The organism is Streptomyces sp. NPDC093984, from assembly GCF_044764595.1.
GTDB classification, from domain to species: Bacteria; Actinomycetota; Actinomycetes; order Streptomycetales; family Streptomycetaceae; genus Streptomyces; species Streptomyces cynarae.
Genome location: NZ_JBIWIM010000008.1, coordinates 217,537 through 234,898, shown reverse-complemented (window position 1 = coordinate 234,898; position 17,362 = coordinate 217,537). Strand labels below are relative to the sequence as shown.

Genomic DNA, 17,362 nt, shown 5'->3' with positions numbered 1-17,362 from the left:
TTGCGTTCCAACCGCTTCTTAGGGTGTGAAGCACACGGGAAGGGAGGTGGTTCGGCAGATGTATGACAACCGGACGCGTGAGGTGACTGCGGGCTAGCAGCCCGCCGTCGTACTCAGTTCGGCGCCGGACCAGCGCGTGTGAGATGCGCGCAGCCGGCCAATCCAACGCAGTCACCCGGCCCGCGGGCTCGCCGGTACGTCCGGCCGGCTCCTTCGTCTACTGGCGGAGGACCTGAGCTCGCGGGTCGTCTGCGTTTTCGGGCACCGAAGGTCAGGGGCTGAGGCGCTCCACCCGCCAGGTGCCGTCCCGTTCCGCGACGTAGCGGAGGCGGTCGTGGAGGCGGTTTTCGCGGCCCTGCCAGAACTCGACCGTCGAGGGTGCGATGCGGAAGCCGCCCCAGTGCGGGGGGACCGGGACCTGGGTGCCCTCGGGGTAGCGGGTGGTGAGGTCCTGGTAGGTGGCGTCGAGTTCGGCGCGGGAGTAGATGACCGAGGACTGGGTGCTGGCCCAGGCGCCGAGCTGGGAGCCGTGGGGGCGGGTGCGGAAGTAGGCGGCGGTCTCGTCGCGGCCGGTGCGGCGGGCGGTGCCGGTGACGATCACCTGGCGGGCCATGGGGTGCCAGGGGAAGAGCAGCGAGACGTAGGGGTTGGCGGCGAGGTCCTGGGCCTTGCGGGAGTCGTAGTTGGTGTAGAAGACGAAGCCCTGTTCGTCGTACTGCTTCATCAGGACGGTGCGGGAGCTGGGGCGTCCCTCGGCGTCGGCGGTGGAGACGATCATCGCGTTCGGTTCGTAGATCATTCCGGCGATGGCGGCCTGGGCCGCCTGTTTGAACCAGCGGGCGAACTGGTCCATGGGGTGGGGGGCGAGCGAGGATTCGTCGAGGCCCTCTGCGCGGTAGTGGGCTCGCATTTCCGCGGGGTTGGCGGACAGGTCCTCGGGGGGGCCTTCGGCCGCGCGTTCGACGATGGGTTCGATAACCGGGTCCGTCGTGGATTTGGCGGCAGGGTGAACGGGGTGCTGGGCTGCGGGTTCGTCCGGGTAGCGGTCGGTCACGTCGTCATCTTGCCGTACGTGCCCGGGGGCCCTCGGCGGCTTGTGGACAGTGGGCACGGTGGGAGTGCGGTTCATCACTGTGTGGCACTGAGTGCCGCTTGGTCTCCCCAAAGGTGGCACTCGGGGATATCGTGCAGATGCCGTTCGGGTTGGGTGACCGCCGACCGATCGGGGCATCAACCGGGGTGACCGTTTCGGACCGCGAGTTTTCGAGAACGACCGCTACAGACCGTGGAGCCGGGGCGGCGCAACCCTTTCCGCCGTACACATCACGAGGAGCCGCCTGATGTCCGATTTCGTACCCGGGCTCGAGGGAGTCGTCGCGTTCGAGACGGAGATCGCCGAACCGGACAAGGAGGGCGGTGCCCTGCGGTACCGGGGCGTCGACATCGAGGACCTGGTCGGCCATGTCTCGTTCGGGAACGTGTGGGGGCTGCTCGTGGACGGCGCCTTCAACCCCGGACTGCCGCCCGCCGAGCCGTTCCCGATCCCGGTGCACTCCGGTGACATCCGTGTGGACGTGCAGTCCGCGCTGGCCATGCTCGCCCCGGTGTGGGGCCTGAAACCGCTGCTGGACATCGACGTGGAGCAGGCCCGTGAGGACCTGGCCCGGGCCGCGGTCATGGCGCTGTCGTACGTCGCCCAGTCGGCGCGCGGCCAGGGTCTTCCGATGGTGCCCCAGCGGGAGATCGACAAGGCGCGGTCCGTCGTGGAGCGGTTCATGATCCGCTGGCGGGGCGAGCCGGACCCGAAGCACGTCGCGGCCGTCGACGCCTACTGGACGTCGGCAGCCGAGCACGGCATGAACGCCTCCACCTTCACCGCCCGGGTGATCGCCTCCACGGGCGCGGACGTGGCCGCGGCGCTGTCGGGTGCCGTGGGTGCCATGTCGGGGCCGCTGCACGGCGGTGCGCCCTCCCGTGTGCTCGGCATGATCGAGGAGATCGAGCGCACCGGTGACGCGGAGGCCTATGTGAAGGGCGCCCTGGACCGGGGCGAGCGGCTGATGGGCTTCGGCCACCGGGTGTACCGGGCCGAGGACCCGCGGGCGCGCGTGCTGCGCCGTACCGCCCGTGAGCTGGGTGCGCCGCGTTTCGAGATCGCGGAGGCGCTGGAGAAGGCGGCTCTGGAGGAGCTGCACAACCGCCGTCCCGACCGGGTGCTCGCCACGAATGTGGAGTTCTGGGCGGCGATCGTGCTGGACTTCGCCGAGGTCCCGGCGCACATGTTCACGTCGATGTTCACGTGTGCCCGTACGGCAGGCTGGTCGGCGCACATCCTGGAGCAGAAGCGCACCGGCCGCCTGGTGCGCCCGTCGGCCCGCTATGTGGGTCCCGGGCCGCGCAGCCCGCAGGAGATCGAGGGGTACGCGGACATCGCGCACTGACGCGGACGACCCGGGACCTTCCGCACTGACCACGGGCGGCCCAGGCCCTCCCGCACCGGCGACGGGGCGGCCTGTGCTGTCCTCAGCCCAGTGCCTCCTCCAGCAGTGCCGCCCACTGCGCCACCACGCGTTCGCGGCGGGCGGCGTCGTCGGTGAGGAGGTTCGCGAGGCCCAGGCCGCGGGCCATGTCCAGCAGGCCCTGGACCGTTTCGCGGACGCCCGGCCTCCTCTCGTCGGCGCGGAGCAGGTCGACGGCGATGCGGTGGGTCTCGCGGCCGACCCGGGCCTCCAGCTCGGTCACGCGGGGGCGCAGCTGCTCCTCGTTGGAGGCGGCGACCCACAGGTGCAGGGCCGCCCGGAACAGCGGCCCGGTGTAGAGGTCGACGAGGGCCGCGACCACGGCGCGCCGGTCGGCGGCCCCGTGCGGGAACAGGGCCGTCAGCGCGGTGGAGCGCTCTTCGGCGACGTACTCGACGGCCGCCGTGAACAGGTCCTCCCGGGTCGGGAAGTGGTGCTGGGCGGCGCCCCGGGAGACGCCGGCGCGTTCGGCCACGACCAGGACGGTGGAGCCGGCCCAGCCGTGGTCGGCGAGGCAGGCCACGGCGGCCTGGAGGAGCCGTTGCCGGGTGGCCCGGCTGCGGTCCTGCTTGGGCACGCGCTCGCGTTCGACTGTGTTCACACCACCCATGAGGGGTCCCGTCGTTCCAGGAAGGCCGTCATTCCCTCGCGGGCCTGCGGGGAGGAGAACAGCCGGGCCGAGAGCGCGGTCAGGTCGGCCGCGTCCCGGTCGAAGGTCTGCAGCACAGTAGCGGTGAGGAGTCGTTTGGTCTCCGCCAGGGCCTGGGGTGCGGCCCGCCGCAGTCCGGCGAGCATGGGTTCGAGCACTTGGTCGACGTCGTCGCCGGTGGCGGTGAGCAGGCCGGTGCGTACGGCTTCGGGGGCGTCGAAGCGTTCACCGGTGAGGTAGTGGCGGGCGAGGGCGCGGGGGTCGGTGCGCGGCAGCAGGGGCAAGGAGATCACGGCGGGGGCGACCCCGATGCGTACCTCGGTGAAGGCGAAGGTCGCCGCGGTGGACGCGGCGGCGATGTCGCAGGCGCCGAGCAGGCCGAGGCCACCCGCCCGTACGTGCCCGGTCACCCGGGCGACGACGGGCTTGGGCAGCTCGATGATCTGCCGCAGTAGTGCGACCAGGGCCTCCGGGGGCGGAGGGTCGCGCAGGTCGGCGCCCGCGCAGAAGGTGCTGCCGGTGTGGGTGAGGACGACGGCGCGTACGTCGCCGTCCTTGCCGCAGGCGGTGAGCGCTTCGGCCAGGCCGCCGACGAGTGCGGCCGACAGGGCGTTGCGGTTGGCGGGCGAGTCGAGTGTGAGGGTGGTGATGCCGCGGTCGTGGGCGGCGCGGACGAGGTCGGTCATGTCCGCTCCCTGAGCTGCCGGCGGAGGATCTTCCCGGAGGCGGCGCGGGGCACGCCGTCGATGAAGGTGACGTTGCGGACGCGCTTGTAGGGGGCGACGCGTTCGGCGACGTACATCATGACCTCGCCCTCGGAGAGGTCGTCGGCGCCCGGCCTGCGGACGACGAAGGCGTGGGGGACCTCGTTGTGGTCGTCGTTGTAGACGCCTATGACGGCGGCGTCCGCGATGCGGGGGTGGGTGAGGAGGAGGGCTTCGAGTTCGGCGGGGGCCACCTGGAAGCCCTTGTACTTGATGAGTTCCTTCACGCGGTCGACGACGAACAGCCAGCCGTCGGCGTCGACGTACCCGACGTCCCCCGTGTGCAGCCAGCCGTCGCGGTCGATCATCGCGTCGGTGGCCTCGGGCCGCCCCAGGTAGCCCTTCATCACCTGGGGGCCGCGGATGGCGATCTCGCCGGCCTGGCCGACGCCGAGGTCCTTGTCGGGGTCGTCGAGGGACAGGATGCGCATCTCGGTGCCGGCGACCAGTTTGCCGACGGTGCCGGGGGGCGCGTCGTGGGCGTCGAGGGGGACGACGTGGGTGCACGGGGACAGTTCCGTCATCCCGTACCCCTGGCCGATGGGCGGCAGGCCGAGGCGCTGGGCGCAGGCCACGGCCAGCTTGGCGTCCAGGGGTGCCGCGGCGCTGATGATGTACTTCAGGGACGACAGGTCGTACTGGGCGACGACCGGGTGCTTGGCGAGGGCGAGCACGATCGGCGGGGCCACGTACAGGCCGGTGATGCGGTGCTTCTGGATGGCCGCGAGGAAGGTGTCCAGGTCGAAGCGGGGCAGCACGACGACGGTGGCGCCCTGCCGCAGGGGGGCGTTCATGAGGGCCGTCATGCCGTAGATGTGGAAGAAGGGCAGCACGGCGAGGATGCGCTCGCCGGGCCCCGTGCCTATGAGGGGCCGGATCTGGGCGAGGTTGGTGGCGATCTGGCGGTGGGTGAGCATGACCCCCTTGGGGATGCCGGTCGTCCCGGAGGAGTACGGGAGCGCGGCGATGTCCTGCACCGGGTCGATGACGACTTCGGGCTCCGGCGCGGTGGAGGCCAGCATGTCGATCAGCGACCGGTGGCCGGGCGCGCTGTCGCAGACGAGGATCTCCTGGACGCCGCCCGAGAGTTCGGCGGCGCGGCGGGCCGTCTGGAGGAGCGGTGAGACGGTGATGATCCAGCGGGCCGCGGAGTCCCGCAGCTGCTTGGCGAACTCCTCGGCCGTGGCCTGCGGGTGCACGGTGGTGACGGAGGCACCGGCGCGCGTGGCCGCGTAGAAGGCGAGCGGGAAGGCGATCGTGTTCGGGCTGTGCAGTGCGAGCACGTCGCCCTTGCGCACGCCCGCCTCGGCGAGCGCGGCCGCGATCCGCCGGTGGAAACGGTCCAGTTGTTCGTAGGTGAGGGTGGTGCCGTCCGTGCCGTCGATCAGGGCGGGCAGCTCACCGAACTCGGCGGCCCGGCCCAGCACGGCGTCGTGGATGGGCAGTTCGACGGGCGGGACGTCTGCGTACTCGCTGCGGAACACTGTTCCTCCTCGCGCCGGCGCGCCGGTCGTCAGTACGACTTGGGCAGGCCCAGACTCTGGTGGGAGACGTAGTTGAGAATCATCTCCCGGCTCACCGGTGCGATACGAGACACGCGCGCGACCGTGATGAGGGAGGCGAGCCCGAACTCCCGGGTGAGGCCGTTGCCGCCGAGGGTGTGCACGGCCTGGTCGACGGCCTTCACACAGGCCTCCCCGGCCGCGTACTTGGCCATGTTGGCGGCCTCACCGGCGGCCGTGTCGTCCCCGGAGTCGTAGAGGAAGGCGGCCTTCTGCATCATCAGGCGGGCCAGTTCGAGGTCGATGTGCGCCTGCGCCAGGGGGTGCGCGATCGCCTGGTGGGCGCCGATGGGCTGCTGCCAGACGGTACGGTCGCGCGCGTACTCCACGGCGCGGGAGACCGCGTAGCGGCCGAGGCCGATCGCGAAGGCGGCCGTCATGATGCGTTCGGGGTTGAGACCGGCGAAGAGCTGGAGGAGCCCGGCGTCCTCGTCGCCGACGAGGGCGTCGGCGGGCAGCCGTACGTCGTCCAGGGTCAGCTCGAACTGCTTCTCCCGGCCGGTGAGTTCCATGTCGATCTGCCGCCGCTCGAAGCCGGGCGCGTCGCGGGGGACGATGAACAGGCAGGGCTTGAGCTTTCCGGTGCGAGCGTCCTCGGTGCGGCCGACGACGAGGGTCGCGTCCGCGATGTCGACGCCGGAGATGAACACCTTGCGGCCGCTCAGGATCCAGTCGTCGCCGTCGCGGCGGGCGGTGGTGGTGATGCGGTGCGAGTTGGAGCCGGCGTCGGGTTCGGTGATGCCGAAGGCCATGATGCCTGTGCCTTCGGCGATTGCGGGGAGCCAGGTCTGTTTCTGTTCCTCGGTGCCGAAGCGGGATATCACCGTGCCGCAGATGGCTGGTGAGACGACCAGCATGAGCAGGGGGCAGCCGGCCGCGCCGAGCTCTTCGAGGACGATGGAAAGATCGGCTATGCCGCCGCCTCCGCCTCCGTACTCCTCGGGGAGGTTGACGCCGAGGTAGCCGAGCTTGGCGGCTTCCGACCAGAGTTCGAGGGGGTCGTGGTTACGGCCATGGCGGGCGCCGAGGGTGGCTACCGCTGTGCGGAGGGCTTTTTGTTCTTCGGATTCGATGAGGGGGCTCATGTCCATCTCCCGGGTGCGGGTCCGTTGTGGTTGCTCGCGCTCACGCGGCGGTAGCCGCCTATCGATACAGCCCCGCGCCCCTGAAGGGGCGCGTCCCTACTCGGCGGTTTGCACCACTGCCAAGAGGGCTCCTACCTCGACTTGCCGGCCCAGGGCGGCATGCAGGGCCGTGACCGTGCCCGTGGCCGGGGCGGTGATCCTGTGTTCCATCTTCATCGCCTCCAGCCAGAGCAGGGGCTGCCCGGCCTCCACCGTCGTCCCGGCCGTCAGCCCCTCCGCGATCCGTACGACCGTGCCGGGCATCGGGGCCAGCAGGGAGCCCGGGGCGTGGGCCGCCGTGGGTTCCTGGAAGCGGGGCAGGGCCGTCAGGGCCGTCGGGCCGACGTACACCTCGTGGCCGTACCTGGCCACCGGGAACTTCCGGCGTACGCCGTCCACCTCGAGGATCACCAGGTGCGCGTCCGCGTGCACCACCCGCGCCCCGTCCGCTGCGAGGCCCCCGCGCGTGTGCCGGTAGTGGACCTCGTGCTCCTGGCCCGCCATGCGGTACCGCTTGGTCTGCGGCTGCGACGGCAGGTTCCGCCAGCCGCCGAACCGTGAGCGGCCGTGGGCGTCCGCGAGGGCGGCGGCCAGGGGGGCGTACGGGTCGGGGGCGGACTCGGTGAGGACGGCGAGGTGGCGGTCGTAGAAGCCGGTGTCCATCCGGGCCGCCGTGAACTCCTCGTGGCGCAGGGAGCGGACCAGCAGGTCGCGGTTCGTCACCGGGCCGTGGATCTCGGCGCGCTCCAGGGCCCCCGCCAGCTTCCGGATCGCCTCCGCGCGGGTGGGGGCGTGGGCGACGGCCTTGGCGAGCATGGGGTCGTAGTGGACGCCGATGGTGTCGCCGTCCGTGTATCCCGTGTCGAGGCGTACGCCGGGTACGGCGAGGCGGTGCAGGGTGCCGGTCTGCGGGGCCCAGTCGCGGGCCGGGTCCTCGGCGTAGAGGCGGGCCTCGATCGCGTGCCCACGCGCGCGCGGCGGCTCGTCGTCCAGTGCCGTGCCCTCCGCCACCCGGATCTGCAGGGCCACCAGGTCGATCCCGAACACCGCCTCGGTGACCGGGTGTTCCACCTGGAGGCGGGTGTTCATCTCCAGGAAGTGCGCCCTGTCCCCGGCGACCAGGAACTCGACCGTGCCCGCGCCCACGTAGTCGACGGCACGGGCGGCCCGTACGGCCGTCGAGCGCAGGGACTCCTCGAGTTCGGGGGCCAGTCCGGGTGCGGGGGCCTCCTCGATCACTTTCTGGTGGCGGCGCTGGAGGGAGCAGTCCCGGGTGCCGAGCGCCCACACCGTGCCGTGGGTGTCGGCGAGGATCTGCACCTCGACGTGGCGTCCGCCCTCGACGTACGGCTCGATGAACACCTCGTCGTCACCGAAGGCGCCGCGTGCCTCCGCACGCGCGGCCGTCAGTTCGGCGTCCAGGTCGGCCAGTCGCCGTACGATCCGCATGCCACGTCCGCCGCCGCCCGCCGCCGCCTTCACCAGGACCGGGAGGTCGGCCTCCGTCACGGAGGTGAGCGGCTCGAGGCCCATCAGCTTCTTCGCGCGTGTCTTGGACGCCATCGCCTCGATCGCCTCCGGCGGCGGCCCGATCCACACCAGGCCCGCGTCGCGCACGGCGCGCGCGAAGTCGGCGTTCTCGGAGAGGAAGCCGTAGCCGGGGTGCACGGCGTCGGCGCCGGACGCGCGGGCGGCCTCGACGATCAGGTCGCCGCGCAGATAGGTGTCGGCGGGTGCCGCGCCGGGGAGGCGTACGGCCGCGTCGGCCACGCGCGCGTGGAGCGCGTTCTCGTCGGCGTCCGAGTGCACGGCGACCGTACGGATCCCCAGGTCACGGCAAGTGCGGGCGATGCGGCAGGCGATCTCGCCGCGGTTCGCCACCAGAACGGAAGTAATCACGGGCATCGATTGCATCGGGGGCATCGAGGGCATCAGGGCCTCACATCCGGAAGACGCCGAACCCGCCACGCGCGCCCCGGTAGGGCGCGGTGTGGATCGCGGACAGGCACAGGCCGAGCACGGTGCGGGTGTCGCGCGGGTCGATGACCCCGTCGTCGTACAGCCGCCCGGACAGGAACATCGGCAGGGACTCGGACTCGATCTGCTGCTCCACCATGGCGCGCAGGGCGGCGTCGGCGTCCTCGTCGTACGGCTGTCCCTTGGCCGCCGCCGACTGCCGGGCGACGATCGACAGGACGCCCGCGAGCTGCTGGGGGCCCATGACGGCGGACTTGGCGCTGGGCCAGGCGAACAGGAAGCGCGGCTCGTAGGCCCGTCCGCACATGCCGTAGTGCCCGGCGCCGTACGAGGCGCCCATCAGGACCGACAGGTGCGGCACCGTCGAATTGCTGACGGCGTTGATCATCATCGCGCCGTGCTTGATGATGCCGCCCTGCTCGTACTCCTTGCCGACCATGTAGCCGGTGGTGTTGTGCAGGAACAGGAGCGGGATGTCGCGCTGGTTGGCGAGCTGGATGAACTGGGCCGCCTTCTGGGACTCCGCGCTGAACAGCACCCCCTGGGCGTTCGCCAGGATGCCGACCGGGTAGCCGTGCAGCGTGGCCCATCCGGTGCACAGGCTGGTCCCGTACAGCGGTTTGAACTCGTCGAAGTCGGAGGCGTCGACGATGCGGGCGATGACCTCGCGCGGGTCGAAGGGCACCTTCAGGTCGCCGGGCACGATCCCGAGGAGTTCCTCCGGGTCGTACTTCGGAGGAGCCGCCGGACCCGGGTCGGCGTACGCCTTGCGGTGGTTCAGGCGGGCGACCACGCGACGGGCCTGCCGGATCGCGTCCTGCTCGTCGACCGCGTAGTGGTCCGCGAGGCCCGACACGCGCGCGTGCATCTCGGCGCCGCCCAGGGACTCGTCGTCGCTCTCCTCACCGGTGGCCATCTTCACCAGCGGCGGCCCGCCGAGGAACACCTTGGCGCGCTCCTTGACCATGATCACGTGGTCGGACATGCCGGGGACGTACGCGCCCCCGGCCGTGGAGTTGCCGAAGACGACCGCGAGGGTCGGGATGCCGGCGGCGGACAGGCGGGTCAGGTCCCGGAAGATGGCGCCCCCGGGGATGAAGATCTCCTTCTGGGACGGCAGGTCGGCGCCCCCCGACTCCACGAGGCTGATGCAGGGCAGCCGGTTGGCGAGCGCGATGTCGTTGGCGCGCAGGGCCTTCTTCAGGCTCCACGGGTTGCTGGCGCCGCCCCGCACGGTGGGGTCGTTGGCGGTGATCAGGCACTCGACGCCCTCGACCACCCCGATGCCGGTGACGAGAGAGGCGCCGACCGTGTAGTCGCTGCCCCAGGCGGCCAGCGGGGAGAGTTCGAGGAACGGTGTGTCGGGGTCGAGGAGGAGTTCGATGCGCTCGCGGGCGAGCAGCTTGCCGCGTGCGCGGTGGCGGGCGACGTACTTCTCGCCGCCTCCCGCCAGCGCCTTGGCGTGCTCTGCGTCCAGCTCGGCGAGTTTGGCGAGCATGGCGTCGCGGTGGGCGAGGTGGTCGGGGCTGCGGGGGTCCAGCGCCGACGACAGGACGGTCACAGGAGGGCCTCCGGTATCTCCAGGTGGCGGGCGCGCAGCCATTCGCCGAGGCCCTTGGCCTGCGGGTCGAACCGGTGCCGCGCGGCGACGCCCTCGCCGAGGATGCCCTCGACGACGAAGTTCAGGGCGCGCAGGTCGGGCAGGACGTGGCGTCGGACGGGCAGGCCGGCCGTCTCCGGGAGCAGTGCGCGCAACCGGTCGGCGGTGAGGGTGTGGGCGAGCCAGCGCCAGGCTTCGTCGGTGCGGACCCAGACGCCGACGTTGGCGCTGCCGCCCTTGTCGCCGCTGCGGGCGCCGGCGACGAGACCGAGCGGTGCGCGGCGGGTGGGTCCCGGAGGCAGCGGCTCGGGCAGGGGCGGTTCCGGTACGTCGTCGAGTACGCGGGTGTTCTGGGCCGGCGGCACGGGGATACGGCGGCCGTCGTGGAGGACCGCCACATGGGCTACGGCACCACGGTCGACGGTGGCCGCCTCGAAGACTCCATACGGTTCGCCCTTCCTGGGTGGGGCGACCACATGGAAGCCGGGGTAGCTGGCGAGCGCCAGTTCGACGGCGGCGCCGGTGAGCGCACGACCCACGGCATCCTCGGCGAAGTCCCGCACCACGAGCCGCAGAAGGGCGCTCGCGCTCTCCTCGGTCGGCGCGTCCGGGTGATCGGTGCGGGCCAGCTCCCAGCGCACCTCGCGGGGGCGGGACTCGGCCGCGTCCAGGGCCGCCTCCATCTGCGCCCTCACGAGCGCGGCCTTGGCCTCGATGTCGAGCCCGGTCAGCACGAAGGTGACCTCGTTGCGGAAGCCGCCGAGCCTGCTGAGGCCGACCTTCAGGGTGGGCGGCGGTGCCTCCCCGCGCACTCCCTCGATCCGCACCCGGTCGGGCCCCTCCTGGGTGAGCCGGACGGTGTCCAGCCGGGCGGTGACGTCGGGGCCCGCGTACCGGGCGCCGGCCGTCTCGTACAGCAGCTGTGCGGTGACCGTGCCGACGTCGACGACGCCTCCGGTGCCGTCGTGCTTGGTGATGACGCTGCTGCCGTCCTCGTGCAGTTCGGCGAGCGGGAAGCCGGGCCGGTGCAGTCGCTCGGGCGCATGCTCGGTGAAGAAGGCGTAGTTGCCGCCGGTGGCCTGCGCCCCGCACTCCAGGACGTGCCCGGCGACCACCGCTCCCGCCAGCCGGTCGTACTCCTCGGGCCCCCACCCGAAGTGGGCGACGGCCGGCCCGGTGACCAGTGCCGCGTCCGTCACGCGTCCGGTGACCACGACATCGGCGCCCTCGCGCAGACACGCGGCGATCCCGTGCCCGCCGAGGTAGGCGTGGGCGGTGAGGGCGCCGGGGTCGGACGCGGTGAGGTCGTCGCCCTCGACGTGCGCCACCCGGACGGGGATGCCGAGGCGTCCCGCCAGCTCCCGTACCGCGTCGGCGAGTCCGGCCGGGTTGAGGCCACCCGCGTTGGCCACGATCCGCACGCCCCGCTCGTGGGCGAGGCCGAGGCACTCCTCCAACTGGCCGAGGAACGTGCGCGCGTAACCGCCGCCGGGGTTCTTCAGGCGGTCGCGGCCGAGGATCAGCATGGTCAGCTCGGCGAGGTAGTCGCCGGTGACGACGTCGAGGGGGCCGCCGGTGAGCATCTCGCGCAGGGCGTCGAAACGGTCGCCGTAGAAGCCGGAGGCGTTGCCTATGCGCAGGGGAGGCGGGGTCGTCACCGGGCGGTCCCCTTCGCCGGGCGTCCGCTGCCGGGTGGGCCCGCGAAGGCCTGTGCGATGTCCAGCCAGTGGTCGGCGTCCGGGCCCTCGGCGCGCAGGGCGAGGTCGGCGCGGTGGGCGCGTTGGGTGACCAGGAGGCAGAAGTCGAGGGCGGGTCCGGTGACGCGCTGCGGGGCGTCTTCCGGGCCGTACGCCCACAAGTCTCCGTTCGGTGCGGCGAGTTCGACGCGGAAGGGGTCGGCGGGCGCGGGCAGCCCGTGGACCGCGTGGGAGAAGTCGCGGGTGCGGACCCCGAGCCGGGCGATGTGCCGGAGCCGGGCCGTGGGCGCGGGTGCCACACCGAGCGCGTCCGCCACGTCCAGGCCGTGGGCCCAGGTCTCCATCAGACGGGCGGTGGCCATGGAGGCGGTCGACATGGGCGGCCCGTACCAGGGGAAACGGGCGCCGGGCGGTGCCTGGCGCAGGGCCCGGTCGAGCGCGGCGCGGCCCTCGCGCCACCGGGCGAGCAGTTCGGCGGGCGGGCGCCCGGCTTCCTCACGTGCGGCCTCGTCGACCCAGGTGCCGGGCGACGCGAGGGCCTTCTCCACCTCCGTCGCGAAGGCCTCCGGGGCCGTGACGGCCAGCAGGGCGGCGCGGTCGGTCCAGGCGAGGTGCGCGATCTGGTGGGCGATGGTCCAGCCCTCGGCGGGGGTGTCCAGCGCCCAGCCGTCCTCCCCCAACTCGGCCACCAGTCGGTCGAGCTCCTCGCTCTCCCGGCCCAGGTCGTCGATCACGGACGATGCGTCGGACACGATGCGCTCCCCTCGGGGCACGACGGTGTGCGTGGGGAGCATGGCAGCGGGCGGAGAAACAAGCAAGCATGCTTGCATGGATCGCTGACGCTCAGGGGGCTCACAGGCAGGGACGCCGCGGACAAGCAACACTCAGCTTCCCAGACCGACTGCCAGCAATTCCCTAGGTTTTCACAGCCCCCGTTTGCAGTTCCTTGCCGTTTTGCGGGTCCGGGCCGCGTAAGTTCTTTCGTGTCGGGCGGCGAAGGAATTCCCGGGACAAGCGATCCGGAATTCCCGCCCCGCCCGCCGAGAATTCTCGCACCACTGCACGGCAATATCGAGAAACCCTCAAGGAGACGGAAATGAGCTTCAAGAAGCTTGCCCCGCTGCCCCCGAAGCCCAAGGCCAAGCAGCTCCCGCCCCCGCCGAAGCCGAAGCCGAAGAAGCACCGCCACCCGAAGCCGCTGCCCAAGCCGCTGCCCGGCCACGACCGCTGAATCCGGTAATCCGGTAACCGTGAAGAGGGCCGACGGGTACACCGTCGGCCCTCTTTCGCGTTTTTCTCGACCGATTGCGGCGGCAGCTCACAGCGTGCGCCGAGACTGCTCAAAGGGCCGGCCAATCCCCGTGACAGAACCTCTGGGCATGACCGGGACTGAGCAGTACGAGGACCACGAGGACGAGTACGCGGACCACGAGGACAACGACACACCCACGATCCCCGCCCGCACGGCGTTCCGGCGCTTCTGGCCCATGACCAGAGGGCTGCGGGGCTGGCTGGCGATCGTCTGGGGGTGCACGGTGCTCGCCGCGCTCGCCGAGACCGCCGCCATCCTGCTGTTCAGCGAACTCACCGACCACGCGCTGCAGAAGGGCTCGCTGAGCGCGTTCTGGGCGCCGGCCGCCGAGTGGCTCGGGGTCGCCGTGCTCGGCGCGGCCATCGGGTACGCGGGCAACTCCCTGGCCACCTGGATCACCGAGCGTTTCGTGATGCGGCTGCGCGAGCACGTCTTCGACCACGTCCAGCAGTTGCCGCCGCACTTCTTCCAACGCCACCGGCAGGGCGACCTGCTGTCCCGGTTGACGAGCGACGTCGAGGCGATCGAGACGATGGTGGTGTCCGGGCTGGTCGGAGCCGCCTCGGCCGCTTTCAGTGCCGTCTTCTACGGGGCCGCCGCGTTCTGGCTGCGCTGGGACCTCGCGGCGGCGACCTTCGTACTGGCGCCGCTGTTCTGGCTGGCCGCCCGGCGCTTCTCCGGAAGCATCAAGACCGTCTCCCGCGAGGGCCGGGTCGCGGACGGCGCGATCACCTCCGTGGTGGAGGAGTCGCTGGGCAACATCGTGCTCACCCAGGCGTACGACCGCCGTGCCGCCGAGCGGCGGCGGCTCGGGCAGGAGGCGAACGCATGGTTCCGGGCGTCGGTGCGCTCGGCCCGCCTGGGCGAGCTGTACGAGCAGCTCGTGCAGGTCATCGAGACGGTGTGCGTGCTCGCGGTGATCGGGCTCGGCGCCTGGGAGATCTCCGCGGGGCGGATGACGCTCGGCCAACTCCTCGCGTTCGCGGCCTTCCTCGGCTACCTCTACCCGCCCGTGCGGGGCCTCGCCCAGCTCGGACTGACAGTGACGGCGGCCACGGCCGGCGCCGAGCGGCTGATCGAAATCCTGGACGTACGGCCGGCGGTGAGCGATCCGCCGCGTTCGGACCGGGCGCCGGTGGGGCGGCCCGACGGGTCGGTGGAGGTGCGAGACGTGTACTTCCGCTATCCGGGGGCGGACCGGATGGCGTTGGAGGGACTGTCGTTCTCCGTGCGACCTGGCGAGCTGGTGATCATCACCGGACCGAGCGGCGCGGGCAAGTCCACGGTCTCGAAGATGCTGCTGCGCTTCTACGACCCCGACTCCGGCGCGGTGCTCCTCGACGGAACCCCTCTCGGCGACTTCCCGCTGGCACGGCTGCGCGAGTACGTCACGCTGCTGCCGCAGGAGACCCTCGTCCTGCACGACACGGTCCGCGCGAACATCGCCTGCGGCCGGCCCGGCGCCAGCGAGCAGGCGATCATCGAGGCGGCGCGGGCGGCGGACGCGCACGAATTCATCATGCGGCTGCCCGAGGGGTACGACACCAAGATCGACCCCAACTCGGCCCGGCTGTCCGGAGGTCAGCTGCAGCGGCTCGCGATCGCGCGCGCCATCCTGCGCGACGCGCCCGTCCTCGTGCTGGACGAGCCGACGACCGGCCTGGACGCGATGGCGGCGCGCCGGGTCGTCAAACCGCTGCGGCGCCTGATGAGCGGCCGTACGACGATCATGATCACGCACGATCTGAACCTGGCGCCCGACGCCGACCGCATCCTCGTCGTCGACCAGGGCGGCATCGTCGAGACGGGCCGCCACGAGGAGCTGCTGGCGCGGCGCGGGGCGTACTCCCGGCTGCACCGCTCGCAGAACAACGTGAACATGGACACGGCGGAGCTGCGGCTGCCGCTGTTTCCTGAACCGGCGGAGGTGCCCACAGCGGTTCCGGCGGAGTACGCCGCCGGGGCCCCGGCGGGGCAGCAGGCCGGCCGGCCGACACCCGACCCGTACGCGCCGTACGGGTTCCCCGGCGAGGCCCCCGGGGCCGTACCCCACCAACTCCCGGACGGCCGCCCGCTGTTCCGCGACGAGGCGCCCTGGCACGGGGGCTGACGCCGATCGGCGGCCGGGGGTACAGGCGCATAACGGCTTCACACCCATGACGAAGTCCATTACCCTGGACTTCCAGGTACACCAAGCTGCACGATCTCGCCCAGCACCTGGAAGGCCCCGTGAACACGCCCAGCTCCGCCGCCTCTTCGGCGCCGACTCCCGTCTCGACCGCTCCCGTGGCGCCCGGCGGTCCTCGGCTGCGGGGCTCCCTCGGCCCGGTCGGCCTGGTGCTCGCCGGAGGCGTCTCGGTCCAGTTCGGCGGCGCGCTCGCGGTGAGTCTGATGCCGCGGGCCGGTGCGCTGGGGGTCGTCACCCTGCGGCTGGTGGTGGCCGCGATCGTGCTGCTCCTGGTCTGCCGGCCCCGGCTGCGCGGGCACTCGCGGGCCGACTGGGGGACGGTCGTCGTCTTCGGCATCACCATGGCCGCGATGAACGGCCTCTTCTACCAGGCCGTCGCCCGCATCCCGCTCGGCCCCGCCGTCACCCTGGAGGTCCTCGGTCCGCTGACCCTCTCGGTGCTGGCCTCACGCCGCGCGGTGAACGTGGTCTGGGCGGCCCTCGCCCTGGCCGGCGTGTTCCTGCTGGGCGGCGGAGGCTTCGGCGACCTGGACCCGGCGGGCGTCGCCTTCGCACTGTCGGCGGGTGCGATGTGGGCGGCGTACATCGTCTTCAGCGCCCGTACCGGACGGCGCTTCCCGCAGGCCGACGGCCTGGCGCTCGCGATGGCGGTCGCGGCGGTGCTGTTCGTGCCGCTCGGGATCGCCGAGTCCGGCACGAGGCTGCTCGTACCGGTGACGATCGGGCTCGGCGCGGCCGTGGCGATGCTCTCCTCGGTCCTGCCCTACACCCTGGAACTCCTCGCCCTGCGCCGCCTGCCCGCCTCCACCTTCGCGATCCTGATGAGCCTGGAACCGGCCCTCGCGGCGACGGCGGGCTTCCTGATCCTCGGCCAGTCCCTGACCGCGACCCAGGCGGTGGCGATCGCGCTGGTCATCGCGGCGAGCATGGGTGCGGTGCGGACCCAGGTGGGGCGGGGCAGGGTGAGGACTGCGGAGCCGGAGGCGTAGGCTCCGGCTCCGGCTCCGGCTCCGGCTCCGGGGCGGTTGTCGGCGGAGACGGCTTCGCGGCACGGGGACGGAGCAAGAGACCACGGGGTCGTGACCGCCTGTACGAGTCCGCCGCGAGCACCGGATGGTTTTTCAGCCGGTAGGTTCCGTTCGCGGCTTGTGATCATGCCCACGCGATATGCGCAGGTTCGAAGTGATCTTGGCTGCTAAAGTGCACTTTCGACTGATCAGCGTCTGACCAACTGCTGATCGGGTGCAAATGCGGGGGAAGAGAAGCATTTCGGGGAGCCGTTAAGTTTGGACGCCTACCGGCGTTTCCGCACGCCCTCTTCCCCCTTGGTACTGCAAGGGGAAGTCTACGTGAAACCCATACGCATGCGCGTTGCCACCGTGACCGTGCTGGCCGCCATCGGCCTTGCGACCGCGGCTCCGATGGCCACTGCCGAGGAGTTGCCGACGGCCGCGGCCGCTTCGGTCCAGGAGGTCGGGGCAGCCGAGTCGCTGCAGGCCCTGCTGAACAGCAAGGACCCCGAGGTCCGGGCCTTCATGGCGAACTTCAGCAGTGAGGAGCTGGCCGCCTTCCAGCAGGCGGCTGGGGCCCAGGGCAAGCCCGGCGACGGCCTGGTGGCCCTGAAAGCCCCCAACTGGGGCCAGATCATGCGTGCCCTCAAGAAGATCGGCGGCTTTGCCAGGGCTGTGGCGGGCAAGTACGACGACTTCAAGCGGTGGGTCGATGACCGGCCGTGGTACATCAGGTACGCCATCAAGGCGGTCTCGCCCGGTCTGTCGCTCTACGACATCTGGTGGCACTTCCACCACTGAGTCGTCTGCCCGTCCGGCCCCCTGTACGGGCGGCCCGGACGGGCTTCACCGCGTTGCCACGACGCCTCTCAACCACCGTCCGGCGAACCGCTGATCGGCGTTTCCGTCGGTCTCGGCGTCGTGTCGGCGCTGTCGGCTCGAAGGGAATTGACACTCGAA

General features: G+C 71.7%; 14 protein-coding genes. 5 read left to right on the top strand and 9 right to left on the bottom strand.

Annotated features, from left to right (window positions below):
* Positions 1 to 271 precede the first annotated feature (271 nt).
* Positions 272 to 910 (bottom strand): pyridoxamine 5'-phosphate oxidase, encoded by a 639-nt coding sequence (gene pdxH / locus ACIRC0_RS27835; RefSeq protein ID WP_403621141.1) that lies wholly within the window; start codon positions 908 to 910, stop codon positions 272 to 274.
* A gap of 430 nt (positions 911 to 1,340) precedes the next feature.
* Here pdxH and ACIRC0_RS27830 point away from each other — a divergent pair, with 430 nt between their 5' ends.
* Positions 1,341 to 2,441 (top strand): citrate synthase 2, encoded by a 1,101-nt coding sequence (locus ACIRC0_RS27830; protein ID WP_103837799.1) that lies wholly within the window; start codon positions 1,341 to 1,343, stop codon positions 2,439 to 2,441.
* 82 nt (positions 2,442 to 2,523) lie between these two features.
* Here ACIRC0_RS27830 and ACIRC0_RS27825 read toward each other — a convergent pair whose 3' ends face one another.
* The 8 genes from ACIRC0_RS27825 to ACIRC0_RS27790 all read right to left on the bottom strand — a co-directional run bounded on the left by ACIRC0_RS27825 (position 2,524) and on the right by ACIRC0_RS27790 (position 12,644).
* A complete protein-coding gene (locus tag ACIRC0_RS27825; protein ID WP_403620951.1) occupies positions 2,524 to 3,129 on the bottom strand; it encodes a TetR/AcrR family transcriptional regulator in 606 nt (201 codons plus the stop codon).
* Complete coding sequence (locus ACIRC0_RS27820) at positions 3,117 to 3,854, bottom strand: enoyl-CoA hydratase family protein (protein WP_403620949.1); 738 nt, start codon at positions 3,852 to 3,854, stop codon at positions 3,117 to 3,119. The genes ACIRC0_RS27825 and ACIRC0_RS27820 overlap by 13 nt, the downstream gene beginning before the upstream one ends.
* On the bottom strand, positions 3,851 to 5,416 hold the full coding sequence (locus tag ACIRC0_RS27815; RefSeq protein ID WP_403620946.1) for a 4-coumarate--CoA ligase family protein: 1,566 nt from the start codon (positions 5,414 to 5,416) through the stop codon (positions 3,851 to 3,853). The genes ACIRC0_RS27820 and ACIRC0_RS27815 overlap by 4 nt, the downstream gene beginning before the upstream one ends.
* Positions 5,417 to 5,445: 29 nt before the next feature.
* On the bottom strand, positions 5,446 to 6,579 hold the full coding sequence (locus ACIRC0_RS27810; protein ID WP_403620944.1) for an acyl-CoA dehydrogenase family protein: 1,134 nt from the start codon (positions 6,577 to 6,579) through the stop codon (positions 5,446 to 5,448).
* A gap of 96 nt (positions 6,580 to 6,675) precedes the next feature.
* Complete coding sequence (locus tag ACIRC0_RS27805; protein ID WP_403620942.1) at positions 6,676 to 8,517, bottom strand: acetyl/propionyl/methylcrotonyl-CoA carboxylase subunit alpha; 1,842 nt, start codon at positions 8,515 to 8,517, stop codon at positions 6,676 to 6,678.
* Between the two features lie 40 nt (positions 8,518 to 8,557).
* A complete protein-coding gene (locus ACIRC0_RS27800) occupies positions 8,558 to 10,156 on the bottom strand; it encodes an acyl-CoA carboxylase subunit beta (protein WP_403620940.1) in 1,599 nt (532 codons plus the stop codon).
* Entirely contained in the window at positions 10,153 to 11,853 is a 1,701-nt protein-coding gene (locus ACIRC0_RS27795; RefSeq protein WP_403620937.1) for an acyclic terpene utilization AtuA family protein, read from the bottom strand. The genes ACIRC0_RS27800 and ACIRC0_RS27795 overlap by 4 nt, the downstream gene beginning before the upstream one ends.
* Entirely contained in the window at positions 11,850 to 12,644 is a 795-nt protein-coding gene (locus tag ACIRC0_RS27790) for a TIGR03084 family metal-binding protein (protein ID WP_403620934.1), read from the bottom strand. Before ACIRC0_RS27790 ends, ACIRC0_RS27795 begins: the two co-directional genes overlap by 4 nt.
* A gap of 344 nt (positions 12,645 to 12,988) precedes the next feature.
* On the opposite strand from ACIRC0_RS27790, the gene ACIRC0_RS27785 reads away from it, so the two are divergent.
* The 4 genes from ACIRC0_RS27785 (at position 12,989) to ACIRC0_RS27770 (ending at position 17,203) form a co-directional block, all read left to right on the top strand.
* The gene (locus ACIRC0_RS27785) at positions 12,989 to 13,123 is read left to right on the top strand and encodes a hypothetical protein (RefSeq protein ID WP_403620931.1); all 135 of its coding nucleotides are present in this window, start codon (positions 12,989 to 12,991) and stop codon (positions 13,121 to 13,123) included.
* A 148-nt stretch (positions 13,124 to 13,271) separates the two neighbouring features.
* Entirely contained in the window at positions 13,272 to 15,314 is a 2,043-nt protein-coding gene (locus ACIRC0_RS27780; RefSeq protein ID WP_403620928.1) for an ABC transporter ATP-binding protein, read from the top strand.
* 119 nt (positions 15,315 to 15,433) lie between these two features.
* Positions 15,434 to 16,381: an EamA family transporter gene (locus tag ACIRC0_RS27775; protein ID WP_403620925.1), complete on the top strand. Its 948-nt coding sequence runs from the start codon at positions 15,434 to 15,436 to the stop codon at positions 16,379 to 16,381.
* Positions 16,382 to 16,741: 360 nt separating this feature from the next.
* Positions 16,742 to 17,203: a hypothetical protein gene (locus ACIRC0_RS27770; RefSeq protein WP_403620922.1), complete on the top strand. Its 462-nt coding sequence runs from the start codon at positions 16,742 to 16,744 to the stop codon at positions 17,201 to 17,203.
* Positions 17,204 to 17,362: the final 159 nt, after the last annotated feature.

Coding starts and splice junctions, on each gene's coding strand:
- ACIRC0_RS27780 (WP_403620928.1), top strand. CDS start 13,272: ATGACCGGGACTGAGCAGTACGAGGACCACGAGGACGAGTACGCGGAC.
- ACIRC0_RS27785 (WP_403620931.1), top strand. CDS start 12,989: ATGAGCTTCAAGAAGCTTGCCCCGCTGCCCCCGAAGCCCAAGGCCAAG.
- ACIRC0_RS27810 (WP_403620944.1), bottom strand. CDS start 6,579: ATGAGCCCCCTCATCGAATCCGAAGAACAAAAAGCCCTCCGCACAGCG.
- pdxH (WP_403621141.1), bottom strand. CDS start 910: ATGCGAGCCCACTACCGCGCAGAGGGCCTCGACGAATCCTCGCTCGCC.
- ACIRC0_RS27820 (WP_403620949.1), bottom strand. CDS start 3,854: ATGACCGACCTCGTCCGCGCCGCCCACGACCGCGGCATCACCACCCTC.
- ACIRC0_RS27830 (WP_103837799.1), top strand. CDS start 1,341: ATGTCCGATTTCGTACCCGGGCTCGAGGGAGTCGTCGCGTTCGAGACG.
- ACIRC0_RS27825 (WP_403620951.1), bottom strand. CDS start 3,129: ATGGGTGGTGTGAACACAGTCGAACGCGAGCGCGTGCCCAAGCAGGAC.